The organism is Limnohabitans rimovensis (SeqCode) (assembly GCF_965234775.1).
GTDB lineage: Bacteria > Pseudomonadota > Gammaproteobacteria > Burkholderiales > Burkholderiaceae_C > Limnohabitans > Limnohabitans rimovensis.
Genome location: NZ_OZ248562.1, coordinates 1008665 through 1035282, shown reverse-complemented (window position 1 = coordinate 1035282; position 26618 = coordinate 1008665). Strand labels below are relative to the sequence as shown.

26 protein-coding genes are annotated in these 26618 nt (G+C 61.0%); 24 read left to right on the top strand and 2 right to left on the bottom strand.

Annotated features, from left to right (window positions below):
• Positions 1-100 precede the first annotated feature (100 nt).
• Together AC8GFZ_RS04920 and AC8GFZ_RS04915 are read right to left on the bottom strand one after the other, a co-directional pair.
• Positions 101-508, bottom strand: coding sequence for a cupin domain-containing protein (locus AC8GFZ_RS04920; protein ID WP_506642919.1), 408 nt, complete (start codon positions 506-508; stop codon positions 101-103).
• 206 nt (positions 509-714) lie between these two features.
• Positions 715-2541 carry a gamma-glutamyltransferase family protein gene (locus AC8GFZ_RS04915; RefSeq protein WP_506642917.1) on the bottom strand — a complete coding sequence of 609 codons (1827 nt, stop codon included), beginning with the start codon at positions 2539-2541 and terminating at the stop codon, positions 715-717.
• A gap of 259 nt (positions 2542-2800) precedes the next feature.
• On the opposite strand from AC8GFZ_RS04915, the gene AC8GFZ_RS04910 reads away from it, so the two are divergent.
• From AC8GFZ_RS04910 to AC8GFZ_RS04795, 24 genes are all read left to right on the top strand, one after another.
• Positions 2801-3553 carry a FadR/GntR family transcriptional regulator gene (locus AC8GFZ_RS04910; RefSeq protein WP_506642915.1) on the top strand — a complete coding sequence of 251 codons (753 nt, stop codon included), beginning with the start codon at positions 2801-2803 and terminating at the stop codon, positions 3551-3553.
• A 71-nt stretch (positions 3554-3624) separates the two neighbouring features.
• Complete coding sequence (locus AC8GFZ_RS04905) at positions 3625-5646, top strand: hydantoinase/oxoprolinase family protein (protein ID WP_506642913.1); 2022 nt, start codon at positions 3625-3627, stop codon at positions 5644-5646.
• Between the two features lie 2 nt (positions 5647-5648).
• Entirely contained in the window at positions 5649-7412 is a 1764-nt protein-coding gene (locus AC8GFZ_RS04900) for a hydantoinase B/oxoprolinase family protein (protein ID WP_506642911.1), read from the top strand.
• 35 nt (positions 7413-7447) lie between these two features.
• Complete coding sequence (locus AC8GFZ_RS04895) at positions 7448-8620, top strand: acyl-CoA dehydrogenase family protein (protein WP_506642908.1); 1173 nt, start codon at positions 7448-7450, stop codon at positions 8618-8620.
• 20 nt (positions 8621-8640) lie between these two features.
• Positions 8641-9417, top strand: a complete 777-nt coding sequence (locus AC8GFZ_RS04890) for an enoyl-CoA hydratase/isomerase family protein (RefSeq protein WP_506642906.1) — start codon at positions 8641-8643, stop codon at positions 9415-9417.
• Position 9418: 1 nt separating this feature from the next.
• Entirely contained in the window at positions 9419-10615 is a 1197-nt protein-coding gene (locus AC8GFZ_RS04885; RefSeq protein ID WP_506642904.1) for a CaiB/BaiF CoA transferase family protein, read from the top strand.
• Positions 10615-11742, top strand: a complete 1128-nt coding sequence (locus AC8GFZ_RS04880; RefSeq protein ID WP_506642902.1) for a thiolase family protein — start codon at positions 10615-10617, stop codon at positions 11740-11742. The genes AC8GFZ_RS04885 and AC8GFZ_RS04880 overlap by 1 nt, the downstream gene beginning before the upstream one ends.
• Positions 11743-11752: 10 nt before the next feature.
• Positions 11753-12166, top strand: a complete 414-nt coding sequence (locus AC8GFZ_RS04875; protein ID WP_506642900.1) for a Zn-ribbon domain-containing OB-fold protein — start codon at positions 11753-11755, stop codon at positions 12164-12166.
• A gap of 91 nt (positions 12167-12257) precedes the next feature.
• On the top strand, positions 12258-13229 hold the full coding sequence (locus AC8GFZ_RS04870) for a Bug family tripartite tricarboxylate transporter substrate binding protein (protein WP_506642898.1): 972 nt from the start codon (positions 12258-12260) through the stop codon (positions 13227-13229).
• A gap of 7 nt (positions 13230-13236) precedes the next feature.
• Complete coding sequence (locus tag AC8GFZ_RS04865; RefSeq protein ID WP_506642896.1) at positions 13237-14058, top strand: SDR family NAD(P)-dependent oxidoreductase; 822 nt, start codon at positions 13237-13239, stop codon at positions 14056-14058.
• Between the two features lie 97 nt (positions 14059-14155).
• Positions 14156-15379, top strand: a complete 1224-nt coding sequence (locus tag AC8GFZ_RS04860) for an ABC transporter substrate-binding protein (RefSeq protein ID WP_506642894.1) — start codon at positions 14156-14158, stop codon at positions 15377-15379.
• Between the two features lie 81 nt (positions 15380-15460).
• On the top strand, positions 15461-16351 hold the full coding sequence (locus tag AC8GFZ_RS04855; protein ID WP_506642892.1) for a branched-chain amino acid ABC transporter permease: 891 nt from the start codon (positions 15461-15463) through the stop codon (positions 16349-16351).
• The gene (locus tag AC8GFZ_RS04850; RefSeq protein ID WP_506642890.1) at positions 16338-17375 is read left to right on the top strand and encodes a branched-chain amino acid ABC transporter permease; all 1038 of its coding nucleotides are present in this window, start codon (positions 16338-16340) and stop codon (positions 17373-17375) included. Before AC8GFZ_RS04855 ends, AC8GFZ_RS04850 begins: the two co-directional genes overlap by 14 nt.
• Positions 17372-18145, top strand: coding sequence for an ABC transporter ATP-binding protein (locus AC8GFZ_RS04845; RefSeq protein ID WP_506642888.1), 774 nt, complete (start codon positions 17372-17374; stop codon positions 18143-18145). Before AC8GFZ_RS04850 ends, AC8GFZ_RS04845 begins: the two co-directional genes overlap by 4 nt.
• A 5-nt stretch (positions 18146-18150) precedes the next feature.
• On the top strand, positions 18151-18858 hold the full coding sequence (locus tag AC8GFZ_RS04840) for an ABC transporter ATP-binding protein (RefSeq protein ID WP_506644231.1): 708 nt from the start codon (positions 18151-18153) through the stop codon (positions 18856-18858).
• Positions 18859-18861: 3 nt separating this feature from the next.
• Positions 18862-20199, top strand: coding sequence for an acyclic terpene utilization AtuA family protein (locus tag AC8GFZ_RS04835; protein WP_506642886.1), 1338 nt, complete (start codon positions 18862-18864; stop codon positions 20197-20199).
• Positions 20196-20534, top strand: coding sequence for an AtuA-related protein (locus tag AC8GFZ_RS04830; protein ID WP_506642884.1), 339 nt, complete (start codon positions 20196-20198; stop codon positions 20532-20534). The genes AC8GFZ_RS04835 and AC8GFZ_RS04830 overlap by 4 nt, the downstream gene beginning before the upstream one ends.
• Positions 20518-22125 (top strand): class I adenylate-forming enzyme family protein, encoded by a 1608-nt coding sequence (locus tag AC8GFZ_RS04825; protein WP_506642882.1) that lies wholly within the window; start codon positions 20518-20520, stop codon positions 22123-22125. Before AC8GFZ_RS04830 ends, AC8GFZ_RS04825 begins: the two co-directional genes overlap by 17 nt.
• Positions 22126-22137: 12 nt before the next feature.
• On the top strand, positions 22138-22614 hold the full coding sequence (locus tag AC8GFZ_RS04820) for a MaoC family dehydratase (RefSeq protein WP_506642880.1): 477 nt from the start codon (positions 22138-22140) through the stop codon (positions 22612-22614).
• 13 nt (positions 22615-22627) lie between these two features.
• Positions 22628-23407 (top strand): SDR family NAD(P)-dependent oxidoreductase, encoded by a 780-nt coding sequence (locus AC8GFZ_RS04815; RefSeq protein WP_506642878.1) that lies wholly within the window; start codon positions 22628-22630, stop codon positions 23405-23407.
• A 28-nt stretch (positions 23408-23435) separates the two neighbouring features.
• Complete coding sequence (locus tag AC8GFZ_RS04810) at positions 23436-24404, top strand: Bug family tripartite tricarboxylate transporter substrate binding protein (protein WP_506642876.1); 969 nt, start codon at positions 23436-23438, stop codon at positions 24402-24404.
• Positions 24405-24460: 56 nt separating this feature from the next.
• Positions 24461-24742 (top strand): type II toxin-antitoxin system RelE/ParE family toxin, encoded by a 282-nt coding sequence (locus AC8GFZ_RS04805; protein WP_506642874.1) that lies wholly within the window; start codon positions 24461-24463, stop codon positions 24740-24742.
• Between the two features lie 12 nt (positions 24743-24754).
• Complete coding sequence (locus AC8GFZ_RS04800; RefSeq protein WP_506642872.1) at positions 24755-25054, top strand: HigA family addiction module antitoxin; 300 nt, start codon at positions 24755-24757, stop codon at positions 25052-25054.
• A 60-nt stretch (positions 25055-25114) separates the two neighbouring features.
• Positions 25115-26203, top strand: coding sequence for a branched-chain amino acid aminotransferase (locus AC8GFZ_RS04795; RefSeq protein ID WP_506642870.1), 1089 nt, complete (start codon positions 25115-25117; stop codon positions 26201-26203).
• The last annotated feature ends 415 nt before the right edge of the window (positions 26204-26618 follow it).

Below are 26618 nucleotides of genomic sequence, written 5' to 3'. Positions count from 1 at the left end.
CAATCAAAAAGCTGCAATGGGGGCTGCCTGTTTGTCAGGGCAGTGGCTTGGGCAGGGACGGCGGGCATGTACAAGCCAGGTCAGGGCTGTGTCAAGTGAATCACAGCTCGTTGAACCACTTGACCTCATCGAAAAACTTGTTCGGTTTGGTGAAAAACGAAATCGACAAACAACCATTGGGTGCGTGTGCAATGTGGGTGTTGCCACCTGGTCTCCACACAAAGTTACCCGCTGTGGCTGGCGCTTGCTCGTCTTCCAAGCTGCCCTCCAAGATGTAGGTTTGTTCAATTTCGGTGTGGGTGTGCAGGGGGATGAACGAGCCCGGTGCCATGCGCGAGAGCACGGTCAACATGCCGCTTGCGTCTTGGTACAACACCTTCACTTCCACGCCTGGAAACTTGGACGGCGTCCAAGGCATGTTCAGCACATCCACAAAGGTGGAACGTGGAGTGGCCACGATTTCTTCGTGGGTGGGGCGGCGCTTTTCGGTGGTGGCGGGTGCGGTCATGGTTCGTCTCCTAAGCAATCGGTGGGGGAAACATAACACCGAAGCCCTGATCTGAATTCAGGGTAATCACCTGTAAACCCAGGCTGGGCTGTCCAGCAGGTGACCGCAAAAATCAAACCATTTTCAAATTGATGCTCTAAGCACGGTCGGACCAGGCCTGACAAGCCCAACCACAACGGCTTGACTCTCCGATGCAGCGCATTTGATCAGCGGCCCACGGCAAAAGCCTGCATGCCCCGGGGGCTGGCGGCGCTGCGCAGGATCAAACGGCCTTGGCTGTCGCGTTCGCGCGTGCTCACGCACAAGCGGCCCTCGGACCATGGCTCGCCCAGGCGCACCTCATGGCCTCGGTCCTTCAGCGCCTGGGCATCCGCCGCAGTGAAGCGGCTCTCCACCACCAACTGGTTGAGCTTGAGCGCATGCGGCCAAAACGAAGCCGGGAAATGATCCACATGCCACATGGGCGCGTCGATCGCTGCTTGCAAACCCATGCCATGCACGGCATGGCGCAAAAAGAAAGCCGTTTGCCACTGGTCTTGCTGATCGCCACCAGGCGTGCCCATCACCATGTAAGGCTGGCCATCGCGCATCACCAAGGTGGGCGACAAGGTGGTGCAGGGCCGCTTGCCGGGAGCCAGCACATTGGGCACACCGTCATCGAGCCAAGAAATTTGCAAGCGGGTGTTGAGCGCAAAGCCCAAGCCGGGCACCGTGGGGCTGGACGACAACCAACCGCCCGACGGCGTGGCGGCCACCATGTTGCCGTGGCGATCGATCACATTGATGTGGCAGGTGTCGCCCACAAACAATTCATGCGCGGCCCAATCTTCGGGCGGCGGCAGTTGGGCAAAGGTCGGCTCGCCCACGCCGTAGCGCGTGTCCGCCACCGCCAAGGTGCGCTCGCACACGCCCAGGTCGGGCAACACAAAAGCCTGTCCCCCGGGCATGCCCGGTCGAAGGCTGGTGCTGGCGTGGTCACCGATCAATGCCCTGCGCTGCGCCAAGTAAGCGGCAGACAGCAATCCATCGGTGGGTACCGACACAAAACGCGGGTCGCCCAGCCAAGCCAATCGATCGGCCATGGCCAGCTTGCAGGCCTCTGCCACCTGGTGCACAAACGCTGCTGAATCGGGTGCGCATGCGCCCAGCTGGCCCGCATCGACCAAGCCCAGTTGCTGCAACATCACCAGGCCCTGGCTCCAAGGTCCGCACTTGGCCACGCGGTAGCGGCCAAAGTCGTGCCACAGCGGGGTTTCCACTTCAGCCTGCCAAGCGGCCATGTCGGACCCGGTCAACAAACCGACCTGGGGTTGGCCGCTGGAGTCCATCACCGGTGTGCGGCAAAACGCGTCAATCGCTTGGGCCACAAAGCCTTGGTACCAAATGGCCACAGCCGCATCGATTTGTTCTTCGCGCTCGGTGCTTTTTTGTGTGGCTTCGTTCACCACGCGCTGATAGGTTTGGGCCAGGGCGGGGTTGGTCATGTGAGAGCCGGGGCGCGGCACGCGGCCTTGGCGCAGCCATTGCTCGCCCGAGCTGGGCCAGTCGGTTTCAAACAAAGGCTTGACCGCCGCGATGGCTTGGGACACGCGTGGCAACACCGGAAAGCCTTGGGTCGCCAACTCAATGGCCGGCGCCATCACATCGGCCAAGGACCAAGTCCCGTGGTCTTTGAGCAGCCGCATCCAGGCCCCAAAGGCGCCGGGCACGGTGGCGGCCAGCAGGCCAATGCCAGGCACTTGTTCCATGCCACGTTCCTTGAAGTAAGCCGGCGTGGCCGCTTGCGGCGCACAGCCTTGGCCAGCGATCACTTGGGCGGCACCCAGCTTTTCGCTCCAGACCATGATGGGCACTTCTCCGCCGGGCCCATTCAAATGCGGCTCGACCACTTGCAACACCATCCCGCCGGCCACGGCGGCGTCAAAGGCATTGCCACCGCGCTCCAGCACCCCCATGGCGGTTTGGGCGGCCAGCCAGTGGGTGGCCGCTGCCACGCCAAACGTGCCGCTGATCTCGGGCCGGGTGGTGAACATATGGGTTCCTTCAAGGGGTGGCAGTTGGGTTCAGTTTAGGTCAGCCGTCACCTTCATCCGGTTTCAGCGCCAACACACAGACCCGCAGCGAGCCCAGCAACGCTGCCCACGCAGGCGGTCCGAACCAGGGGCAGGGACGGGCATGGAGGGTTTGAAGTCAAGGGTTAACCCTTGTTTATCAGGGTAAATCCAGCTGATTTTTCAGGGAAACCCCCTATTTGGTCCAACCATTAGTGTTTAAAAATCATTTGAAATCTTTGTGACAACGCCCAACAAGCCAGACCAGCAGATGATCGACCTCAGCCCCGTTTTCGTCCCCAAAGCCGCCGATGTGCTGGCCGATACTTTGCGCGAGCAAATCCTCAATGGGCGCTTGGGCGTGGGTTCTTTGTTGCCCAACGAGCGCGAGTTGTCGGAGCGGGCGGGCTTGTCGCGCACCTCGGTGCGCGAGGCCTTGCGCATTTTGGAGGTCGAGGGTTTGATCGCCACCCGCACCGGTCGCAACGGCGGCTCCGAGGTGGTGCGCCCGACCAGCGCCACGCTGGAGCGATCGATTGGCATCTTCATCCGGGGCCAAAACATCCGCAACCAATCGGTGCTCGAGGTGCGCGAGGCCATCGAGCCGCAAGCAGCCCGCTTGGCGGCCCTGCACCACCAGGCCGACGACTGGGCGGCCCTGGTGCAAGCGCACGACAAGTTGATGAACGCGGGTGAAGACATCCCCGCTTTTTTGCAAGCCAATTTGGATTGGCATGTGAGCGTGGTGCGGGCCAGCCACAACGAGTTGTTGATCGCCTTCATCGCGGCCATCTCCAGCAGTGTGTACGCGGCCACCGATTTGGCCGGTTTCAATTCAGTGGATGTGCGCCATGCCGTGGGTGTGGCACATCAGCGGGTGATGGATGCGATTGAGGCGCGCAATGCCGATTCGGCAGCGCGGCGCATGGGTCGCCATGTGGGGGCCTATGTGAGCAGCGTGGCCTCCCGAGAAGATGTGAAAGCGGCGGCTTGAGCGGCGGTGTCGCTGCACAGGACGCTGAAATCGAATAACCAACGGGGGCAAGCAGCCCCCAAGGAGACAGCATGGCCGGGATTGTGGGCATTGACGTCGGCGGGACTTTCACCGACTTGTATTTTTCGGGCAGCGAGGGCCGCTCGCACCATATTTTGAAGGTGCCCTCCACACCGCACGACCCATCGGTGGGTTTGCTCCATGCTTTGGAAAAAGCCAATTTGCAACCGGGCGAACTCGACGCCATCTTGCACGGCACGACGATTGCCACCAATGCGGTGATCGAGCGCAAAGGGGCTCGCTGCGCCTTGATCACCACCCGAGGCTTTCGCGATTTGTTGGAACTGGGTCGGCGCGACCGGCCGCAAATGTATGGCCTGGAGGGCGTGCACGAGCCCTTGGTGCCGCGCGAGTTGCGCTTTGAAGTCGACGAGCGGCTCGACCACGAAGGCCAGGTGCTGCGCCCACTCGATGAAGCCGGCCTGCATGCCGTGGCCGAGGCCTTGCAAGAGTTGAAGGTCGAGGCGGTAGTCATCTCCTTCATGCATGCCTATGCCAACACCGCCCACGAAGACCAAGCACGCGCCATTTTGGCCACCATCAACCCGGCCTGGGAATTGGTCACCGCCACCTCGGTGGTGCGCGAATACTACGAGTTTGAACGCACCAGCACCGCGGTGGTGCAGGGCTATTTACAACCCTTGGTGGCGCGCTATGCCCGCAACTTGGCCGACAAGCTCAAGGGCTGGGGCTATGAGCGTGAAGTGGCCATCATGCAGTCCAACGGCGGCGTCGCGCCCCTGCGTCAACTCAGCGAGCGCGCGGCCTACATCGTGCGCTCCGGCCCGGCGGCTGGGGTCACGGCCGCAGCCCGCATTGCCGCTGAGTCGGGCTTCAGCCATGTGATCACCGGTGACATGGGCGGCACCAGTTTTGATGTGGCCGTCATCATCAACGGCGAACCCGAGGTGGCCGAACTCACCAACCTGGACTTTCGCATTCCCATGCGCTTGCCCATGATCGATGTGCACACCATTGGCGCGGGCGGCGGCAGCATTGCCCACCTCGACCGGGGCGGCATGTTGCAAGTGGGCCCACGCAGTGCAGGCGCCATGCCCGGACCGGTGGCCTATCGACGGGGTGGCACCGAGCCCACTGTGACCGATGCCAATGTGGTGCTCGGGCGAATCAACCCCGACAGCCGCATGAACGGCGACGGCACCAGCTTGGACGTGGCCGGTGCCCGCGCGGCGGTGCAGCGCTTGGGCACACAAATGAACCTGGGTTTGGAGCAAACCGCCGAGGCGGTGTTGGCCGTGGTCAACCAGCGCATGGCCGGGCGCATGCGCTTGATGTCCATCGAGCGCGGTCTGGACCCGCGTGACTTTGCCTTGGTGGCTTTTGGTGGCGCAGGCCCCTTGCATGGTGGCGCGCTGATCCGCGAGGTGGGTGTCAGCACCATGCTGGTTCCCCTGTACCCCGGTGTGTTGTGCGCCTTGGGGTGTGTGTATGCCGATTTGCGCTACGACCTGTCGCAAACCATCGAGAAACGCACCGAGCGCTTGGGTGCCAACGAACTCGCCGAGATCATGGCGCGCCAACGCCAGCAAGGCCAAAAGCAACTCGATGAAAGCCAGGTGCCCATCGACCACGCGTCGCTCACCCATGCGGCTGACATGGCCTATGCGGGGCAAATCCATTCGCTGCGGGTGCCCATCCAAGCTGACTGGACACCGGCGCAAATGGAACAAGCCTTTGTCCAAACCTACCAAGACAAGTTTGGCAACACCTTGCAAGGCATGGCCGTGGTGGTGGTGAACCTGCGCACCATCGTGGTGGGCACGCGCGCCAGCATCGCCATGCCCACCATGCAAGCGGTGGCCAGTGGCAGCCAGCCCAAAGCTTCTGGGCACCGACCGGTGTACTTTGGCGGTTGGCATGACACCCCGGTGTACACCCGCGACGCCTTGGCCCCCGGCATGGCTTTTGTAGGCCCGGCGATCGTTGAGCAAAGCGACACCACCACCGTCATCGAGCCCGACATGACCGCCACTGTCGATGTGCACGGCAACCTGCTTGTGAAAGTGAAATGACCATGGATCCTGTCACCCTGGCCGTTGTGCGCGGCAGCCTCGAACAAATTGCCGATGAGATGGATTTGCACCTCATCCATGCGGCCATCTCGCCCATCATCTCTGAGACCAACGACTGTGCCAACGGCATCTTTCACCCGACCACGGGCGAGACCATTGCCCAAGGCCGCTACGGTTTGCCAGTGTTTTTGGCCTACATGCAATTCAGCGTGCAACACATCATTGGGCTGGCCAATGCGCAAGGCGGCTTCAAAGATGGCGACATCTGGATCATGAACGACACCTACTTGGGTGGCAGCCATTTGCAAGACGTGCAATTGGTGGCCCCCATCTTTGTCGGTGGCGAGTTGTTTGCCGTGCTCGCCACCACCGGCCATTGGATGGACATTGGCGGCAATGTGCCCGGTGGTTGGGGTCCCAAGGCCACCGAGATTCACCAAGAAGGCATCGTCATCCCACCGGTCAAGCTGTATGAGCAAGGCCGCTTGAACGAGGCCTTGTTGGCCATGTTCAAAGCCAATGTGCGCTTGCCCACCGAAATCGCGGGCGACCTTTCGGCCATGGTGAATGTGTTCTCGGTGGGCCACCGGGGTGTCGAGGCTTTGGTGCAGCGTTATGGCGCGCCCGTGTTGTCCGACTGCCTGAACGAAATGATCGCGTATTCCGAGCGCCAAATGCGCTCCTACATCAGCGAGATTCCCGACGGCACCTACCGCTGCGAGGACTTTTTGGACAACGATGGCATCGTCGACAAGGCGGTGCCGGTCAAGTTGGCCATCACCGTCAAGGGCGATGAAATGCACTTTGACTTCACTGGCACGGGTCCCAGCACCACCGGGCCGATGAACATGTCGCGCAACACCACGCTGTCGTCATGCTATGTGGCCATCAAGCACATCTTCCCCGATGTGCCGGTCAATGGCGGCACTTTTCGGCCCATCAGCTTCACCTTGCCCGAGCGCACTTTGTTGTCGGCCCAGTACCCCACGGCCTGTGGTGGCTACTTGGAGCCCATGGGCCGCGCCATCGACGTGACCTTTGGCGCCCTGGCCCAAGCCATTCCCGACAAGGTGCCCGCAGCGTTTTTTGGCACCATTGGCGTGGTGGCCATCAGCGGCACCCACCCGCGCAGCAAGAACTATTACGTGGGCGTGTTCCCTTATCCCGGCGGCTATGGCGCCAGCCGCGCCAGTGACGGTTTGATCAATGGCACGCCCCCACAGTCGATGGCCAACTTCATGTCTTTGGAAATGTCGGAGCACCGTTTCCCGGTGCGCTTTGACCACTTCAGTGTGCGCGAGGACTCGGGTGGCGCGGGCTGGCACCGGGGCGGCTGCGGCACCAGTTATGGCTTCACGATGTGGAGCGACTGTGTGGTCACCGTGCTGGGTGACCGTGCCGACCATGCGCCGTTTGGTGTGGGCGGTGGTGGACCTGCCTTGGCCAATGTGGTCGAGTTCGAAACCGATGGCAAAACCTGGCGGCCACCGTTTCGCAGCAAAGAAGACAAACGCGCCTTGAAGGCGGGCGACCGCTTGCGCGCCAACTCGCCCGGTGGTGGTGGCTACGGCCCGGCCTTGGAGCGCGACTTGGAAGCCGTCGAGCGCGACTTGAACGGCGGCTACATCAGCCGCGAAACCGCCGAGCGCGACTACGGCGTGGTGATCGCCCAAGACCGCACCCTGGCCACTGGGACCCACCGATACACCCTGGACGCCACGGCCAGCGTGGCCCGGCGCAAAAGCTTGGCTGCTGGCCCCAAATAAATTTTTTCATCAGAACACACACAAGGAGAAACGATATGCACGACCCCGCAGGCGCTTGGGAATTGCCACAAGAACTGGTGATGTTGCGTGACACCATTCGCCGCTTCATGCAAGAAGAGGTCAAACCGGTTGAAGACACCTTGGAGCACGACGCCTACACCCCGCCACCTGGGCAGTTGGCCGACTTGCAGCGCAAAGCGCGCGACTTGGGGTTGTGGTTGTTTGAAACCCCGGCAGAGCATGGCGGCCCAGGCCTGAACCTGTTGGGCCAGTGCGTGGCCGCCGAAGAAACCGCCAAGTGCCGCATGGGCGCTTACATCGCGGGTTGCGGCGCTTTTGGCTTTGATCCCCCCAACGTGATTTGGAAGGGCACCGAACACCAGCAACGCTTTGCCCGCCAAGACGTGGCCAATGGCACCAAGGCCTTTGTTGCCATCAGCGAACCCAGCGGTGGCTCCGACCCGGGGCGCGCTATCCAAACCCGGGCCGAGCGCAAAAGCGACCGCTATGTCATCAACGGCACCAAGATTTGGATCTCCGGCGCGGGCATGGCCGATTGGGGCATTGTGTTTGCGCGCGTCGGTGAGAGCAAAGGGCGCGACGGCATCACCAGCTTTGTGGTGGATAAATCCAAGCCTGGCATCAGCTTGTCCAAGATCCCAGTGATCCGCTCGTACTCACCGTATGAAGTGCACTTCAACGACTACGAAGTGCCGATCGAAGACCGCTTGGGCGAGGAGGGCAAAGGCTTTTCCTTTGCCGAAGAGTGGTTGGTGCACGCCCGCCCACCGTATGCCGCGGCCACCATTGGCATTGCCCAAGCTGCCTTGGACATCGCCATGGATTGGGCACGCCAGCGCAAAACCTTTGGCAGCCATTTGGCCGACAAACAAGCCATCCAATGGATGCTGGCCGACTCCGAGGTCGAACTTCGCGCTGCTCGCTTGTTGGTGTACCAAGCCGCTTGGAATGCGGACCTGGGGCGCGACATCAAGGTCGATGCGTCGGTGGCCAAGGTCTATGGCACCGAAACCGCCGGCCGCGTGGTTGACCGTTGCATCCAAATTTTGGGCGGCATGGGCGTGGCCCAAGAGCTTCCCTTGGAGCGCTGGTACCGAGAAATGCGCATCAAACGCATTGGCGAAGGCCCCTCAGAAGTGCACCGCATGGTCATTGCCCGCGACATGCTCGGCGCTTTGCGTGCTTGATACCCCCTTAGGAGAAACACATGTCGATTGATTTCAATGTCTCAGACGAGGGCGTGGCCCTGATCACCATCAACCGCCCCGAGCGCCTCAACGCCATGGACGCGGAACACTACGACGGCCTGTCCAAAGCCTGGATGACGGTGCGCGACGACCCGGCCATTCGCGTGGCCATCGTCACCGGTGCGGGCGAAAAATCTTTCACCACCGGGGCCGACATCAAAAGCTTCATCACCGCGCCCACGCCCATGTCGGAGATGTGGATGACCCAAGCCGGCCAATTGCTCAACCGGGGCTTGGAGGTGTGGAAGCCGGTCATCTCGGCCATCAACGGCTACTGCCTGGGTGGGGGTGTCACCTTGATGCTGGCCACCGACATCCGCATTGCCGCCAGCCATGCCACCTTCAATTTGGCCGAGGTCAAGCGCGGCGTGGTCGCGGCCAACGGCGGCACCCAGCGCCTGATCAGCCAAGTGCCCTATGCCATCGCGATGGAAATCTTGCTCGTCGGCGACACCTTTGACACCGCCATGGCCGAACGCTGGGGCTTGATCAACAAAGTGGTGCCCATGGCCGATTTGTTGCCCACCGCTTATGCCTATGCCAAACGGATTGCCGCCAATGCACCGCTGGCGGTGCAAGCGGCCAAAGAGCTGGCCATCCGCAGCCGCGACATGGACTTGCAAACCGGCTTGCGCTGGGAGCGCATGGTGACGCGCATGCTGCAAGGCACCGAGGACGTGGCCGAAGGCGCCAAGGCCTTCGCTGAAAAGCGCCCACCGCAATTCAAGGGGCGTTGAGATGAGCCGCCCGCTGCCTTTGGATGGCGTCACCGTGGTCGATTTGGGCCAGATTTACAACGGCCCGTATTGCAGCTTTTTGCTGGCCATGGCCGGTGCCCGGGTCATCAAAATCGAGTCGCCCGGTGGCGAGCATTTGCGCCGGCGCAGCGTGGTCGGCGGTGCGGCGGTGCCGTTTGCCATGCTCAACTCGAATAAAAACTTTGTCACCCTCAACCTCAAAACCGCGCGCGGTCGCGAGTTGTTGTTCGAGATGGTGCGCCGAGGTGACGTGGTGGTGGAGAACTTCGCCCCCGGTGCGATGGAGCGCTTGGGCGTGGGCTACGAGCAAATGTGCGCGGTCAACCCGCGCATCGTTTACGGCGCGGGTTCGGGCTATGGCCGCAGCGGCCCCAACAAAGACTACCCGGCCATGGACCTCACGGTGCAGGCCATGGCCGGCATCATGGACATCACCGGTTTCCCGGACCGGCCGCCCGTCAAGTCTGGCCCGGCCTTGTGTGATTTTTTTGGCGGCATCCATTTGTATGGCGGCATCATGACCGCGCTGTTTGAGCGCGAGCGCACGGGCCTGGGCCGGTTGGTCGAGGTGTCGATGCAAGAGGCGGTGTACCCCTCTTTGGCCTCCAACTTGGGCATGTACTTTGGCAGCCAGGGCCAAGCCCCGGCGCGCACCGGCAACCGCCATGGCGGCTTGGCCGAGTCGCCCTACAACGTCTACCCCACGAAAGACGGCTTCATCGCCATCATTTGTGTCGGTGAGGTGCATTGGAAGTCGCTGCTCAAAGCCATGCAGCGCGAAGATTTGCTCACCGATGCGCGCTACAAAGACCTGAAGTCGCGCGTGGCGCACATGGACGAGATCGACGCCTTGGTCGGTGGCTTCACCGCGCAATGGAACAAGCAAGAACTGTTTGAGGTGCTCATGCAGCACCGTGTCGCTTGTGCGCCGGTGCGCAACCTCGACGATGTGGTCAACGACGCCCACATGCACGAACGCGGTGCGTTGGAGTGGGTGGACCACCCCATGTATGGCCGCTTGTGCCTGATGAACTCGGCCATGCGCTACCAAGACAGCCCGCCCTTGGCCTTGAAGCCCAGCGGCGAACTCGGGTGTGACAACCGCAGCATTTATGGCGAGTGGCTGGGCCTGTCGAGCCACGACATTGACCAACTCGAAAAAGAAGAGGTGATTTGATGCGTGAAAAAACAGTGATTGCGGGCATAGGGCACACCGCGTTTGGCAAGCTCGCTGGGCGCAGCACCTTGTCGCTGAATGTCGAGGCGATTCGCAAAGCCTTGGCCGATGCCGGCGTGGACAAGGGCGAGGTGGATGGCTTGTTCGTCAAGTGCCCGACCTCCAAATTTGAAATGATGTATGCCCAAAAGCTGGCCGAGTCGCTGGGCATCGTGCCGCGCATCGGCGGCGTGTGGGACCAAGGTGGGGCCACCAACGCCAGCATGATTGGTTATGCCGCCATGGCCATCGAGGCCGGGCAGTGCGACATCGCGGTCATCGCCTTGGCCGATAACCCGGCGACGGGCACGCGCCAAGCCTATGACAAGGCCTGGGGCGAAGACAGCATTTTTGGCTGGTTCGGCACCCCTGCGGGGTACGCCATGATTGCGCGCCGCCACATGGGCGAGTACGGCACCACCAGCGACCAACTCGGTGCCATCGCCGTGGCCTGCCGCAAGCACGGGGCCTTGAACCCGAATGCCCAATTGCGCAAACCCCTCACCCTGGAGCAATACCGCGAATCGCGCTTGATCGCCGCGCCCTTGCGCCGCGACGACTGTTGCTTGGTGTCTGACGGTGCGGCTGCGGTGGTGGTGATGAGTGCACAGCGGGCGCGCCAACTCAACCTCAAGAATGCCGTGCCCATCTTGGGCTTTGGCCAAGGCCAAACCTCTTGGGAGGTGGCGCAGCGGGTGGAGTTGACCACCACCGCCGCTGAAAAATCCGCCCACACGGCCTTCAAGATGGCGGGCCTCACCCCCAAAGACATTGATGTGGCGCAGTTGTACGACTGCTTCACCATTGCGCCCTTGATGACGCTGGAGGCTTATGGCTTTTGCCCCCGTGGCAAAGGCGGCCAGTTTGTGCAGGGCGGGCGCATCGAAATCGGTGGCGAGTTGCCCATCAACACCTCGGGCGGTCTGCTGTCTGAGACCGGCATGCCCGGCTTGCAACTGGTGCTGGAAGGCGTGCGCCAAATGCGCGGCCAAGCGGTCAACCAAGTCAAGGGTGCACGCACCTGCGCCATCAGCAACCAGGGCGGCATCATGCACACCCATTCGACCCTGATCCTGGGTCAAGCTTGAGGAGAGCCACATGGACGAGAACAGCATCGAATCCCTCGCGCCCGAGCGCGACGCCATCAACACACCGTATTGGGACAGCTTGGCCCAAGGCCGTTTGACCTACCAGTGCTGCAACGCCTGTCACAAGGCCTGGCTGCCCCCGCGCAGCGAATGCCCCGGTTGTTTGTCTGATGACTGGGCCTGGAAAGATGCCAGTGGCCGCGCCAAGCTCATCAGCTGGGTGGTCTATCACATCGCCCACCACAAGGCCTTTGAAAACCGCTTGCCCTACAACGTGGCCGTGGTCGAGTTGGCCGAAGGCCCGCGCCTGATCAGCAACGTGGTGGGCATTGATGACCATGAAGGCTTGGTCATCGACCAGCCTTTGCAGTTGCGCATCGAAAACGAAGGCGGCGTGGCCTTGCCGCGTTTTGTGCCCGCATGACGATGCCTAGGGGTATGCACGTGCTGGTTTATCCCCTGTGCATGGCATGGGGTGAAAGCCATGATTCGATGAAACATTTGAGGAGAGAGCAATGATCAAAACATGGTTAAGGCAAGCCGCTTGCCTGGTGTGCGGCCTGGCGGTGGTGTTGCCAACGCTGGCGCAAAGCAACTTTCCGGCACGCGCATTGCGCATCATCGTGCCCACCACACCGGGCAGTGGCTCCGATGTGACCGCGCGTTACTTTGGCGAGCAAATCGCGGCTGCGCTGGGCGTGGGTGTGGTGATCGAAAACCGACCCGGCGGCAACGGCATCATCGCGGCCATGGCGGTCAAACAAGCGCCGGCCGACGGCTACACCTTGTTTTTGGGCACCAACACCCATTTGGCGGTCAACCCCATCGTTATCAAAGACCTGCCTTATGACCCGGTGAAAGACCTCAAGCCCATCACCGGTTTGGCCCGGGGCATGATGATTTTTGTCGGCAACCCCCAATCCAAAATCGCCAACGTGGCCGACCTGGTCAAGGCCTCCAAAGCCCAGCCGCAAGGCTTGAGCGTGGGCACCTATACCGCGGGCTTTCATTTGTCAGCGGCATGGTTTGCCAGCGAGGCATCGATTCCGTTTGTCAACGTGTCTTACAAAGGCGCGCCCGAGGTGTTCTTGGGCCTGATGGCGAGCCAGCTCGATTGGGGGGTGAGCGACTTGATCGCCGCCATGCCCCAGGTCAAGGCGGGCAAGTTGCGCGCCTTGGCGGTGTCGGGCGAAGCGCGTCACCCCGACTACCCCGACATTCCCACCCTCAAAGAGTTGGGTTACCCCAACTATGTGAACTACACCTGGACCACCTTGTATGTGCGCGCCGAAACCCCCGAGCCCGCCACCCAAAAACTGGTCGAGACCTTGCAAAAAATCATGGCCACCCAGGCCACCAAAGACTACATCCGCTCTATTGGGTCTGACCCCTTGAACCTGCAAGCCAACGAGATGCGTCAATTCCAGCGCAGCGAGACCGAGCGCTTCAAACGCATCGCCGATGGCGCGGGCATCCGCCCCCAATAAGCCTGTCATGAGCACGCCCTTGCCCAACCCAACCGCTGTGGCGCACGACTGGCATGGCCGTGCCGTGGTGGTCACCGGTGGCGTGCGCGGTCAAGGCGCGGCTTTGGCGGCGTTGTTGCTGCAAGCCGGGGCCGATGTGCATGTGATCGATACCTTGCCCGCCAGCGACCCGGCCTGGGATGCTTTGGTCAGCGTGGCCAGCGCCAGTGCCGGTCATTTGTACCGCCACGTGGCCGATGTGGCCAGCGACAGCGATTGGCAAGGTGTGCGCACGCAAGTGCTGGCCAGCGGTGTGCCGTTGTGGGGCTTGGTCAACAACGCCGGCATTACCGGCCCGCGCAACACCGTCACCCAAACCGTGCTGGCCCAGTGGCAACGCGTGCTTGACGTCAACCTCACTGGCAGCATGTTGGGCATCCACCATTTGGCCCCGCACATGGTGGCCGGTGCGTCCATCGTGAATGTGTCGTCCACCGTGGGCATGACCGGCTATTACTCGGCGGCCTATTCATGCAGCAAATGGGCTTTGCGTGGTTTGACCCGCAGCGCCGCGATGGAACTCGCGCCCAAGGGGGTGCGGGTCAACGCGGTCATGCCTGGCGTGGTCGACACCGACATGATCCGCAACCACCCAGCCTTGGTGCAGGCCTTGCAAACCACCATCCCCATGCAGCGCATGGCGCAAAGCGGCGACATCGCGCAAGTCATCTTTTTTCTGTTGAGCCCGGCGGCGGCCTACATCACTGCGGCGGACATCGCTGTCGATGGCGGCGTCACCGGTGCGGGCTTGTATTGGCCGGTGGGCCAAGCGGTGGGGGCCGTGGGATGAAGCCTTCCAAATTTTTCAAACGCACCTGGGGGGTGACGTCACCCGGGGTTGTGCGGGGCAATGCGTCAAGGGTCAGTCATTTCAAAAGGAGACAAGCATGTTGAACATCAAACGGCGCAGTTGCGCAGCTTTGGCCATCGCGGCCGCTTTCGTGGCCACACCCCTGTGGGCACAGCAAACCCTGAAGATCGGGGCCATCAACCCCTACAGCGGCCCCATGGCCTTGTACGGCAACGAGGTCACCCGGGGCTATGAACTGGCGGTCGATCAGGTCAATGCCGCTGGCGGCTTGCTCGGGCGCAAGGTCGAGTTGGTGCGCGGCGACGCCAGCACACCGCAGCAAGGCATTGCCATGGTCGAGCAACTGGTCAGCCGCGACAAAGTGGACTTGTTCATGGGCACGTATTTGAGCGGTATCTCGCTCACCGCCAGCGACACCGCTTTGCGCTACAACAAAATTTATTGGGAAACCAATGCCCTGGCGCAGTCGCTGATTGACCGTGGCTTGCCCAACTTCTTTCGCAGCGGCCCCGACGGCGGCACCTTTGCCGCGACCTCGGTGGCCACGGTGCGCAACCTAGTAGCCCCGGCGATGAAGAAAGAAGTCAAAGACCTGAAAATTTGGCTCGAGCACGAGGACTCGATTTACGGCACTTCCATCGCCGAAGCCCAAAAGCGCCAGTTGGAGGCCTTGGGCGCCAAGATTGTGGGCGTGGGCGCGCATTCAGCCCGCACCATTGACCTCAACGACACCGTGCTGCGCGCCAAACAAGCCGCGCCCGATGTTTTGATCAACACCGGTTATGTGCCCGATGGCAACTTGTTGCTGCGCACCGCCCGCGACCAAGGCTTCAAACCCGCCGCCATCATTTTGGTGGGCACCGGCGACACCCCCGAGACCTTGCAAGCCCTGGGTGCTGCATCCTTGGACGGCATCTTGGTGGTCGGCTACCCGCGCAACGACATCACCGAGGCCTATGGCCCCGGCAACAAAGCCTATTTGGCCGCATACCGCGCCAAATACAAGGCCGACCCAGTGGCCCCTCAAGGCATGACGGCTTATTCGGGCGTGCAAATGTTGTTTGAAGCGATTCGCCAAGCCAACAGCGTCGACCCCGAAAAGGTGCGCGCTGCGGTCGCCAAGCTGGACAAGCCGGAAAACTCATATGCCTCGGGCTACGGCGCCAAGTTCGACAAGAACATGCAAAACGTGCGTGCCTGGGTCACCACATCGCAGTGGCAAGGCGGCAAGATGGTCACCGTCTATCCCAACAACGCGGTGTTGCCCGGCGTGAAGTTGGGCAAATTGGCCCGGCCTTGAGGCGAACTTGAGGGTGCACGGCTGCGCCAAACCGCAGCCGTGCCCTGGCCTGACCCGTGGTTCATGACTTGAAAGCGATTCATGAGTGATTTGATCAATGTGCTGATGTTCGGCTTGTTGCTGGGGGGTATTTATGGCCTGGTCAGCATCGGCCTGAACCTGATCTTTGGCGTGGTGCGCATCGTCAACTTCGCCCAGGGCGAGTTGGTCATGCTGGGCATGTACGGCAGCTATTACGCCTACAGCCAATGGGGCATGAGCCCTTATGTGTCGGTGTTTTTGGTCGCGCCTGCGGTGGGTTTGCTCGGCATGGCGATCCAGCGCTTGGTCATACAGCCCTTGCACAACGAATCGAACATGCAAATTTTTGCCACCTTTGGTCTGCTGATGATGTTTGAAAACATCATGCTGATGGTCTCGCGCGGCGAGGCCTTGAGCATAGGCGGCGATGTGGGGGCTGAAGTGGTCTCTGTGGGCGACATGAAGTTCAGCCTGGTGCGGGTGGTCACCCTGGTGGCCGTGACCCTGATCACCATTGGCCTGCATTTCTTTCTCAGCCGCACCATGATGGGCAAGGCCATTCGGGCCGTCACCCAAGACAAACGCGCCGCGCGCACGGTGGGCATCCATGTGGAGCGCACCTATTTGTTCACCTTTGGCATTGGCGCCGCATTGGCCGGCATGGCTGGTGCCATGTTGACCCCTATTTACTCCATCACGCCCACCGTGGGCGGCAACTTCATCTTGGCCGGGTTTGCGGTGGTGGTGCTGGGTGGCTTGGGCAGCGTGTGGGGCGCTTACTGGGGTGGGCTGATTGTGGGCGTGGTCGAGGCCTTGGCGGGCTTTTACATCGACCCGGTGCTGCGCAGTGCCATTTGGTTTTTGATTTTCTTGGTGGTGTTGGTGGTCAAACCAGCCGGCTTGCTCGGGCAAGTGGGCGCAGAAGAGGTGGGTTTCCGTGAACAACATTGATACAACCAAACCAGCAGCACCCTCGGGCGAGGGGGTGATGGCCAGCACCAACAAGGTGCTGATCACTTATCTGCTCAGCATGGTCTTGGCGGCCTTGCCCATCGTTTTGTTGGTGGACGATGCGCATTGGCTCAACATCTTGGCCTTCACCTATTTGATGGGCGGCTTGGCCGCGGCGTGGAACATCATTGGTGGCTTTGGCGGCCAGTTCTCGCTGGGCCATGGGGTGTTTTTCGCCATTGGCGCTTACATGACGGCGCAAGGCGTGATCCGCTTTGGTTTTTCGCCCTGGGTCACCATGCTGCCGATTGCCGCCGTGGCGGCCTTGGTGGCCATGCTCATCTCTTGGCCCACCTTTCGGCTGCGCGGGCCCTTTTTTGCGATTGCCACCTTGGCCTTCAACGAAGTGGCCTTTGTGTTGGCCAATCACTTTGACTCCTTCACCGGCGGGCCACGCGGATTGATGATTCCCTTCAAAGCCGGTTTTGCCAACATGATTTTTCGCGAACGCTGGCAATACGCATTGCTGATGTTTGCTTTTGTCGCTTTGGTGGTGGGGGTGAGTGTGTGGCTGCGCCGCTCGCGCTTGGGCTACTACCTGTTGGCGGTGCGTGAAGACGAGGATGCAGCGCGTGCGTCGGGTATCAATGTGCTGTCGGTCAAGTTGCGCGGCATGGCCATCAGCGCGTTTTTGACCGCCATGGGTGGCAGCTTGTTCACCATGTATTTGCGCTACATCGACCCGCCCACCTTGTTCACGCTGCCCGAGGTGGGCGTCAAGTTTGCGTTGCTGGCGCTCATTGGTGGCATTGGCACCATCGCCGGGCCTTTGCTGGGTGCGGCGCTGATCATTCCGTTTGAAAACCATTTGCGTGCCGAAATGGCCAATGCCTTGCCGGGTTTGAATTTGGCGGTGCTGGGCTTGCTCATGGTGCTGGCCGCTTTGTTCATGAAGCGCGGCATCGTGGGCGCCATAGAGGATGCGCGCAAACGCTGGTTTGGCCCCAAGGAGGACAAGCCATGAGCCCAGCCATGTTGCAAGTCAAAACAGCGAGCAAACATTTCTTGGGCTTGAAAGCCGTCGATGAGGTATCGCTGTCGGTGCGCCCTGGGGAGATCGTCAGCATCATCGGCCCCAATGGCGCGGGCAAAACCACCTTCTTCAATTTGCTCACGGGGCAGTTGGCACCCACCAGCGGGGAGGTGTTGTTTGAAGGCCAGGCCATCAACCATTTGCCACCGCATGCGCGGGCGCGCCTCGGCATGGGCCGCACCTTTCAAATTTCCAAGCCTTTGATCGCCTTGACCGCGTTGGAAAACGTGATGATCGGTGCCTTCTTGCGCGATGCCCCGCTGTCGGTGGCCCGCGACAAGGCCATGGCGGTGCTGGAAAAAGTGGGCCTGGCCCGCTTGGCGATGCGCCGCGCCGGCGACTTGACGCTGAGCGAGCGCCGTCGCTTGGAAGTGGCGCGGGCCTTGGCCTTGCAACCGAAAATCATGTTGCTCGACGAGGTGATGGCGGGCCTGAACCAAAGCGAGGTGGGCCAAGCCATTGAGCTGCTGCAAGGCTTGCATGCCCAGGGCTTGACCTTTTTGATCATCGAGCACAACCTCAAAGTGGTGCGGGCGTTCTCGGAGCGCGTGGTGGTGCTGGACCGGGGCCGCCACATTGCCGAGGGCAGTGCCGACGAGATTTTGAATTCACCCGCCGTGATCCAAGCCTATTTGGGCGACGGCCACATGGGCAAGGGCGGCACCGATGTGCATGCCACCGCCACAGGAGAGCGCCCATGAGCGATGTGTTGAAAGTGGATGACCTGCGCTCGGGCTATGGGCAACTGCCGGTGCTCGACGGTGTGTCTTTGAACGTGGGCCAGGGTGAAATTGTCTCTGTGCTGGGTGCCAACGGCGCGGGCAAAACCACTTTGTTGCTCACCATCAGCGGCCACTTGCCCGCCTTCAGCGGCCATGTGCAATTTGAGGGCGAAAGTTTCGACCGCATCCCCGCCCATGAGGCGGCAGCGCGCGGCTTGGTCATGGTGCCCGAGGGCGGGCGCTTGTTCCCGTTCATGACGGTGCTTGAAAACCTGGAACTCGGGGCCTATCACCCAGCAGCCCGCGCCCGCATGGCCCAAAGCCTGGACGAGGTGATGGGCTTGTTCCCCATCTTGGCCGAGCGGCGTGGCCAGCTGGCCGGGCGTTTGTCGGGGGGCGAGCGCCAAATGTGCGCCGTGGCCCGCGCCATGATGTCCTTGCCCAAATTGTTGATGCTCGACGAGCCCTCCCTGGGCTTGGCCCCCATCATGGTCGACAAGGTGTTTGGCATGGTGCGCTCGCTGGTGGCGCAAAAAGGTTTATCGGTGCTCTTGGTTGAACAGAACGTGGGCAATGCCTTGCATTTGTCCCAACGCGCTTATGTTCTGGAGCACGGGCACATCGTCAAATCGGGGCCGTCGGCCGACCTGCTGAGCGACCCCGACGTGCAGCGCTCTTACATGGGCTTGTGACCCATGGCGCGACCGTCCCAGGCCATTTGCAGCGTTGGTGCGGGCGCGGGCTTTGCGGGTGACCGCATCGACCCGGCGCTGGACTTGGTGCGCTCGGGGCTGATCGAAACCATCGCTTTGGAATGCCTGGCCGAGCGCACCTTGGTGCCCGCCATCAAAGCGCGCGTCGACAACCCGCAAGCCGGGTTTGACCCACGTTGGCGTCGCCGCTTGAGCCCCTTGCTGCCCCTGGCTGCCGAGCAGGGCTGTCGGGTGGTGTCCAACCTGGGCGCGGCCAATCCGCGTGCCGCCGCCCATGCCATTGCTGGTTTGTGCCGTGAGTTGGGATTGCCCCAGCAGCGTGTGGCCGGTTTGGTCGGCGACGATGTGATGGGCTTGCAAGACCACATCCAATGGACCAAGCCTTGGCAAGGGCAGTTGATCGGTGCCCATGCGTATTTGGGCAGTGATCAAATCGCCACTGCGCTGCAACAAGGCGCGCAAGTGGTGGTCACCGGGCGTGTGGCCGACTCGGCTTTGTTTGCCGCCCCAGCTCGCTTGATGCTGCAAGACCAAAACAACGCCTTGGCCGGTGCTTTGGCCGTGGGCCACTTGCTCGAATGTGGCGGGCAACTCACCGGTGGCAACTTTGAGCCGATGGGTGGTGCGAACAAAGCACCGCCCTTGAGCGCCGAGCAATACGCCAGGCTGGGCTACCCCTTGGCCCATGTATACGCCGATGGCAGCGCCGATATCAGCGTGGTGCCGGGTGCGCCGGGCATCGTGGACGTGCTCACCTGCACCTTGCAGCTGCTGTACGAAGTGCACGACCCGGCCCACTACATCACCCCCGATTTGATCGTTGACTTCTCACACATCCAGTTTGAAGTCACCGGGCCGCAAAGCGTGCGCATGCATGGCGCGCGCGGCAAAGGCGTGCCCCCGCTGCTCAAAGTGGCGGGCTTTGTCGAACAGCCCGGGGTGCTGGCCGATGTGGAAATTGGTTTTGCCGGTGACGGCGCCTTGGCCCGCGCTCAGTGCGCCGCCGATGTGCTGCGCCTGAGGTTGCAAGGCTTGCCCACCCATGCCTGTCAAATCGATTTGGTGGGTGTCGATTCGGTGTTGCGCGGCAGTGCCCGGGCGGCCGCCGCGCCGCCTGCGAAGTTGCGGGTGCACATCAGCGCGGCGTGTGACGATGCGGCCACCGCCCAGTGGGTGGAAGACGAGGTCTATGCCCTGACCTTGAGCGGCCCCGCTGGGGGTTGCAGCGTGCGCTCTGAAAAACGCCTGCGTTTGGCCGTGGTCGATGGTTTGATCGACCGCCGGCTGGTCAAGACAGAACTGGTGTGGGGCCAGCCATGAGGGTGGGGAACTTGGCCAGCGGGCGCAGTGGCGACAAGGGCGACATGCTCGATCTGAGCTTGGTGGCTGGCACGCCCGCGCACTATGAGCGCCTGCGTCTGTACCTCACGCCCGAGCGGGTGCGCGCCATCACGGCGCCGTGTTTTGACTCGCCTGTGGTGCGCTACCAGGTACCGGGCCTGATGGCCTTGAAATTTGTGTTCCCCCAGGCCTTGCCCGGCGGCGTTTATGCTTCCATGCATGCGGGCTTGCATTGGCAAAAAGCCGCCATATGGCTGCTGCTGGACCACCGCATGCCGCCCCTCATAGGAGACAACGATGCGTCAGTGGGATGACACCTGGCCCGCCATGCGCCAAGAGGCGCACCATGGCGACCGCGTGGTGACCTGTTTTGAAAAGCGTTGGCACAGCTTGCACGCCTTGCTGACCCAAGCGGTAGATCGCAATGCCGATGGCGTGGCCTTGGTGTGCGACGAGCAGCGCATGACCTACCGCGAGCTGCACCACGCCAGCCAAGCTTTGGCCGGGGCCTTGCGCGCCCATGGGGTGGGCGCGGGCGACCGCGTGGCCTTGCTGCTGGGCAACCGCATTGAGTTTGTCGTGGCCTTGTTTGCCACTACGCAAATCGGCGCCATCTGCGTGCCCTTGAGCATCCGTGAACAAAAGCCGGGCTTGGCCTATGCCTTGGCGCATTGCGCGGCGGTGTGTGTGCTGCACGAGGCCGACTTGGCTGACCTGTTGCCCGCGCCCAGCGAAGCACCACAACTGCGCCACCGCGTGGCCATGGCTGCGTGCGCGGGCTCGGCCTTGTATGCCGATTGGCAAGCGCATGCACCCATGACCGACGTAACGCCCGTGCAGGAAGAAGACACGGCGGTGATTTTGTACACCTCGGGCACCACCGGTCGGCCCAAGGGCGCCATGCTCACCCACCTGAGCTTGGTGCACTCGTCCATGCACTACCAAATTGCCATGGGCTTGGGCCTGCAAGACAGTTCGGTGGCCACCGTGCCCTTGAGCCATGTGACCGGCTTGGTCGCTTTGATCACCACCCTGGTGCTGAGCGCCGGCAAGCTGGTCATCATGCCGCAGTTCAAAGCTGCGGCGTTTTTGCAGCTGGCCCAGCGCGAGCGCATGACCCACACCTTGATGGTGCCGGCCATGTACAACCTGTGCATGCTGTGTCCTGAGTTTGACGACATCGATTTGTCCACCTGGCGCGTGGGGGCCTACGGCGGCGCGCCCATGCCCGTTGCTTCCATCGAAAAGCTCGCCCAAAAAATGCCGCGCCTGATGCTGATGAATTGCTACGGCTCGACCGAGACCACATCGCCCGCCACCTTGATGCCGCAGGGCGATACCGCCGCCCACAACGACACCGTGGGCAAGCCCCTGGCATGCGCCGACATGCGGGTGATGGACGCCCAAGGCCACGAGTTGCCCGCCGGTGAAATGGGCGAAATTTGGATCAAAGGCCCCATGGTGGTCAAAGGCTATTGGGACAACCCACAGTCCACGGCCGACAACTTCACCGCCGGTTTTTGGCATTCGGGCGACCTGGGTTCGATCGACGCGCAGGGCTATGTGCGGGTGCACGACCGCATCAAAGACATGATCAACCGGGGTGGCTACAAGATTTACACCATTGAAGTGGAAAACGCCCTGTACGAGCACCCCGACGTGGTCGAGAGCGCCGTGGTCGCCAAGCCCTGCCCGGTGCTGGGCGAGCGGGTGCATGCCTTTGTCACCCTGCGCCAAGCGGGCACCAGTGAAGCGGTGTTGCGCGACCACTGTGCCCAGCGTTTGTCTGACTACAAGGTGCCCGAGTCCATCACCCTGTCCACCACGCCCTTGCCGCGCAACGCCAATGGCAAGGTGCTCAAACGCGCATTGCGCGACCAACTCACCTCCCATCCACCTGCCTAGAAAGTTGCGAACATGTCGAACCATTGCACCTTCAACAACATCGAAGAACTGCGCCAAGCCGTGGGCCAAGAGGCCTTTGTCACCGACTGGGTGCTGATCGACCAAAAGCGCATTGACTTGTTTGCCCAAGCGACCGACGACCCGCAGTGGATCCATGTGGACCCAGTGCGTGCGGCCAAAGAGTCACCCTTTGGTTGCACCATCGCCCACGGGTTTCTCACCTTGTCGCTGCTGGGGCGTTTTTACGACCAACACATGGACTTGCCATTTTGCAAAATGGGCATCAACTACGGTCTCAACCGGGTGCGCTTCACCAACCCGGTCAAGGTCGATCGCCAAGTGCGCGGTCGCTTTGTGCTGGCCAAATTGGAGGACATTGCCGGTGGCTTGCAAATGACCTTCAGCGTGACGATTGAAATCCAAGGCGAAGAGCGCCCCGCTTGCGTGGCCGAATCGGTGGTGCGGCAATATTTTGAAGCAGCGGTTTGAAAGGGACATGCGCATGAATCAGCCCCAACGCGTGGCCATCGTCACTGGCGGAGGTGGTGGTGTGGGCGCAGCCACTGCGCTCATGCTGGCCCAACGTGGCTACCACGTGGCCATCACCTACAACCGCAACCCAGCGCATGCTGACGCCGTGGTGCAAGCTTGCCAAGCCCATGGCGTGGAAGCCATGGCCATGGCCGTCAATGTGGCGCAAGACGCCGACTGCGAAGCCCTGGCCCAAGCCGCGCATGAGCGCTGGGGCCGCATCGACGCCTTGGCCAATTGCGCCGGCACCACCACCTTTGTGCCCCTGACCGACATGGACGCGGTGCAGGCCCAAGACTTTCAAGACATCTTTGCCGTCAACGCCATTGGCCCGTTTCAAATGGCCCGCGCAGCGGCCAAACGCATGGTCGATGGGGCGGCCATCGTCAATGTGTCATCTTTGGCCGGTGAGACGGGGCGCGGCAGCTCTTACCCCTATGTGTTGTCCAAGGCCGCGCTCAACACCTTGACCATCAGCCTGGCCCGCACCCTGGCCCCCAAAATCCGCGTCAATGGCGTCATGCCCGGCATGATCGAAGGGCGTTGGATGCGCGACGGCTTGGGTGAGGCCTCGTACCAGCGGGTCAAACAAGACTTCAGCGACTTGTCGGCCCTGGGCAAGATCAGCCAACCCGAAGACATTGCCCGCGCTGTGGTGTGGTTGCTCGAGCCCGACGCGGTGATCACCGGGCAAATGCTCAAGGTGGATGCGGGTTTCACCCTGGGGCGCGACCGCAACCAAAGCCGCTGAAACATTCAAATAATCAAAGGAGACTTGAATGAAACTGATCCATACCCTCTCGGCCCTGGTGCTGGCCGTGGCCAGCGCCTTGCCCACGGTGCAAGCCCAAGAGTGGCCGAACAAACCGGTGCGCGTGGTCACCGCTTTTGCCGCGGGCAGCGCCAGCGATATCTTGGCGCGCATGGTGGCCGAGGACTTTCAAGGCCACTTCAAACAAAGCTTTGTGGTCGATAACAAACCCGGTGCCTCGGGCATCATCGCCGCTGAAAACGTGGCCAAGTCACCCGCCGATGGCTACACCTTGTTTTTGACCACCAACACGGTGCATTCGGCCAACCCGTATTTGTTCAAAAAGCTGCCCTACGACCCGATCAAAGACTTCACGCCCATTGGTCGCTTGGGGTATGCGCCCTTTGTGCTGGCGGTCAAAAGTGACTTTCCAGCCAAAAACGTGCAAGAGCTGATGGCCTATGCCCGCAAGCCTGAAAACAAAGCCAGCTATGCCTACGGCAACAGCACGGGCCAAGTGGCGGGGGCGGCGTTCACTTCGCTCACCCGCATCAACGCATCGGCCGTGCCCTACAAAAGCACGCCCCAGGCCTTGACCGATTTGATCGGTGGGCAAGTGACGTTTTTGTTTGTGGACCTGGCCTCCAGCCGACCGCATGTGCAGTCAGGCCGGGTGCGGGCGCTGGCCCTGAGCGCCGAACAAAAATCCGCCCTGGCCGCAGACCTGCCCACCGTGGCCGAGCAAGCCAATTTGCCCGGCTTTGACCTGGCCGCTTGGATTGGTGTGGTCGGCCCAGCGGGCATGCCACCGGCCATCGTCAACAAACTCAGCGAACGCCTGGCCGCCATGCTGGTGCGCAAAGACGTGGCCGAGCGCTTGGTGAGCTTGGGGGTCGAAGCCCACCCCAGCACCGCCGGTGAGCTGGACGCGTATATGAAGAGGCAACTTGAAGGTTGGGGCCGCAAGGTGAAGGATGCGGGGATACAGCCGGAGTGACAAGCCATGACCCCTTCAGCATAACTCTGGCATAACGTTGTGCGTTATTATTATGTGTGGCTATCAAATCATTCAAATGCACTGATACACACCGCTTGTTTGAAGGAAATCGCGTGTCCCGCTGGGTCAACATTGAGCGAGCAGCACTCCGGAAGCTTCAACAATTGAGTTGGTCTTCTGTGTTGGGCGATTTGCGGGCCCCGCCAGGCAACAAGCTCGAAGCCTTAAAAGGCAACCGGAAAGGCCAGCACAGCATCCGCATCAATGAGCAATGGCGCGTATGTTTCAGGTGGGGCGATGAAGGTGCCATGGATGTGGAAATTGTGGACTACCACTGAAAGGAGTTACTTGTGAAAAAAATCAAACCTGTGTCTCCTGGCGAAATGCTGGAAGAAGAGTTTCTCAAGCCTTATGGGTTGACCAAATACCGATTGGCCAAAGAGATTGGCGTGCCGCCGCAACGGATTGGGGACATCGTGGCTGGCAAGCGCGCCATCACCGCCGACACCGACTTGCGTTTGTGCCGTTACTTTGGGCTGAGCGATGGTTGGTGGCTGCGCGGCCAAATGGAATACGACATGGCCATGACCAAAGCCAAGATGCTCAATATTTTGGCCGCGATTCGGCCCAGAGATTTATCACCCGCATAAACTGCATCACATCAATAGATTGAACGAAATTTCATCCGCCAAAGAAGAAAGAACAACATCATGAGCATCCCCTTTGAAGTTCAACGCAACGCCAACCCCATGCCCAAGGCAGAGCGCGAGGCCCTGTTGGTCAATCCCGTGTTTGGTCAAAACCGCACCGATCATCAAGTGGTGTGCACCTGGGAAAAAGAAAAGGGCTGGATCAGCGCCCAGGTTTTGCCGTATGGCCCGATCATGTTGGACCCGGCCGCCGCTGTGCTGCACTATGCCCAGGAAATTTTCGAAGGCATCAAAGCCTATCGCTATGCCGATGGCTCGATCTGGACATTTCGCCCGCATGAAAACGCCAAGCGCATGCAGTTGAGCGCGCAGCGCATGGCCTTGCCCGAAGTGCCTGAAGACATGTTTGTGGAGTCGCTCAAGCAGTTGATCGCCGTCGATGCCGACTGGGTGCCCGATGCAGCCAACGAAAAGTCGCTCTACATCCGGCCGTTTGAAATCGCTTCGGAGAATTTTTTGGGTGTGCGCGCCACCCACAAGGCGGAATACCGCGTCATCGCCAGCCCGGTTGGCGCTTATTTCACCGGCGGGTTCAAGCCCATCTCGATCTGGATCTCTCAAAAATCGGCCCGGGCTGGAAAGAACGGCACGGGTGCTGCCAAATCGGGCGGAAACTACGCGGCCTCTTTGGTGGCGCAAAGCGAAGGCTACGACAACGGATGCTCGCAAGTGATGTTTTTGGACGCAGAAAGCAGCACCTACGTCGAAGAGCTGGGTGGCATGAACCTGTTCTTCGTGTTCAAGGACGGCCATGTGGCAACCCCTGCGCTGGACGGCGCTATTTTGAGCGGCATCACCCGCAAGTCGCTCATCCAATTGATGCAAGACCGTGGCATCACCGTTCAAGAGCGAAAAATCAGCCTCGACGAGGTGAGGTCTGGCATCACCAGCGGCCTCATCTCAGAAGTGTTTGCCTGCGGCACCGCAGCGGTGATCACCCCCATCGGCGGGTTCAAAAGCACATCTGAGACCCTCAACATCTCCGCCACCGAACCCGGCCCGCTGACCATCAGCCTGCGTGAAGAACTCACCGGCATTCAATACGGCCGCGTCCAAGACCGCCATAACTGGATGTATCGCCTGCGGTAAAAAGGGAGCAACTGCGATGGCTTATGAGACGGTCCTGATGAAGGGCCGTTTTTCTTTGGGTGTGCAGATTTTTTTTCAGTAATTACGCCTTTAATTTGCAAAAATCATTAGAAATAAAAATAGAAATCACATATTTGAGTACTTTAATAAACATATTTAGATAAAGTCCCGCCCACTCATTGCTTGGGGATGGGAAATGACAGCAAGCTACGTAAATGGCTGACCAATGTCGTATGTGGATTTGGTCGAAAAAAACCGTGCAAAAAAACTTCGCAAAAGGTGTTCCATCACCAACCGCGGCAAGTCAGAGCGCATGGCTATTTGATCGAGACGACTGCAAACAATCAAATGGAGCAAAAGCGCTGAAAACTCAGCAGCTTTTGCATCCATTCTGTCGATAGCTGCCCTCCCCGTT

Excerpts from the sequence above, each read along its gene's own strand:
- AC8GFZ_RS04915 (WP_506642917.1), bottom strand. The coding sequence starts at position 2,541 with ATGTTCACCACCCGGCCCGAGATCAGCGGCACGTTTGGCGTGGCAGCG.
- AC8GFZ_RS04815 (WP_506642878.1), top strand. The coding sequence starts at position 22,628 with ATGAATCAGCCCCAACGCGTGGCCATCGTCACTGGCGGAGGTGGTGGT.
- AC8GFZ_RS04810 (WP_506642876.1), top strand. The coding sequence starts at position 23,436 with ATGAAACTGATCCATACCCTCTCGGCCCTGGTGCTGGCCGTGGCCAGC.
- AC8GFZ_RS04870 (WP_506642898.1), top strand. The coding sequence starts at position 12,258 with ATGATCAAAACATGGTTAAGGCAAGCCGCTTGCCTGGTGTGCGGCCTG.
- AC8GFZ_RS04875 (WP_506642900.1), top strand. The coding sequence starts at position 11,753 with ATGGACGAGAACAGCATCGAATCCCTCGCGCCCGAGCGCGACGCCATC.
- AC8GFZ_RS04905 (WP_506642913.1), top strand. The coding sequence starts at position 3,625 with ATGGCCGGGATTGTGGGCATTGACGTCGGCGGGACTTTCACCGACTTG.
- AC8GFZ_RS04920 (WP_506642919.1), bottom strand. The coding sequence starts at position 508 with ATGACCGCACCCGCCACCACCGAAAAGCGCCGCCCCACCCACGAAGAA.
- AC8GFZ_RS04830 (WP_506642884.1), top strand. The coding sequence starts at position 20,196 with ATGAGGGTGGGGAACTTGGCCAGCGGGCGCAGTGGCGACAAGGGCGAC.
- AC8GFZ_RS04795 (WP_506642870.1), top strand. The coding sequence starts at position 25,115 with ATGAGCATCCCCTTTGAAGTTCAACGCAACGCCAACCCCATGCCCAAG.
- AC8GFZ_RS04860 (WP_506642894.1), top strand. The coding sequence starts at position 14,156 with ATGTTGAACATCAAACGGCGCAGTTGCGCAGCTTTGGCCATCGCGGCC.
- AC8GFZ_RS04855 (WP_506642892.1), top strand. The coding sequence starts at position 15,461 with ATGAGTGATTTGATCAATGTGCTGATGTTCGGCTTGTTGCTGGGGGGT.
- AC8GFZ_RS04880 (WP_506642902.1), top strand. The coding sequence starts at position 10,615 with ATGCGTGAAAAAACAGTGATTGCGGGCATAGGGCACACCGCGTTTGGC.
- AC8GFZ_RS04825 (WP_506642882.1), top strand. The coding sequence starts at position 20,518 with ATGCGTCAGTGGGATGACACCTGGCCCGCCATGCGCCAAGAGGCGCAC.
- AC8GFZ_RS04865 (WP_506642896.1), top strand. The coding sequence starts at position 13,237 with ATGAGCACGCCCTTGCCCAACCCAACCGCTGTGGCGCACGACTGGCAT.
- AC8GFZ_RS04820 (WP_506642880.1), top strand. The coding sequence starts at position 22,138 with ATGTCGAACCATTGCACCTTCAACAACATCGAAGAACTGCGCCAAGCC.
- AC8GFZ_RS04890 (WP_506642906.1), top strand. The coding sequence starts at position 8,641 with ATGTCGATTGATTTCAATGTCTCAGACGAGGGCGTGGCCCTGATCACC.
- AC8GFZ_RS04885 (WP_506642904.1), top strand. The coding sequence starts at position 9,419 with ATGAGCCGCCCGCTGCCTTTGGATGGCGTCACCGTGGTCGATTTGGGC.
- AC8GFZ_RS04835 (WP_506642886.1), top strand. The coding sequence starts at position 18,862 with ATGGCGCGACCGTCCCAGGCCATTTGCAGCGTTGGTGCGGGCGCGGGC.
- AC8GFZ_RS04900 (WP_506642911.1), top strand. The coding sequence starts at position 5,649 with ATGGATCCTGTCACCCTGGCCGTTGTGCGCGGCAGCCTCGAACAAATT.
- AC8GFZ_RS04895 (WP_506642908.1), top strand. The coding sequence starts at position 7,448 with ATGCACGACCCCGCAGGCGCTTGGGAATTGCCACAAGAACTGGTGATG.
- AC8GFZ_RS04845 (WP_506642888.1), top strand. The coding sequence starts at position 17,372 with ATGAGCCCAGCCATGTTGCAAGTCAAAACAGCGAGCAAACATTTCTTG.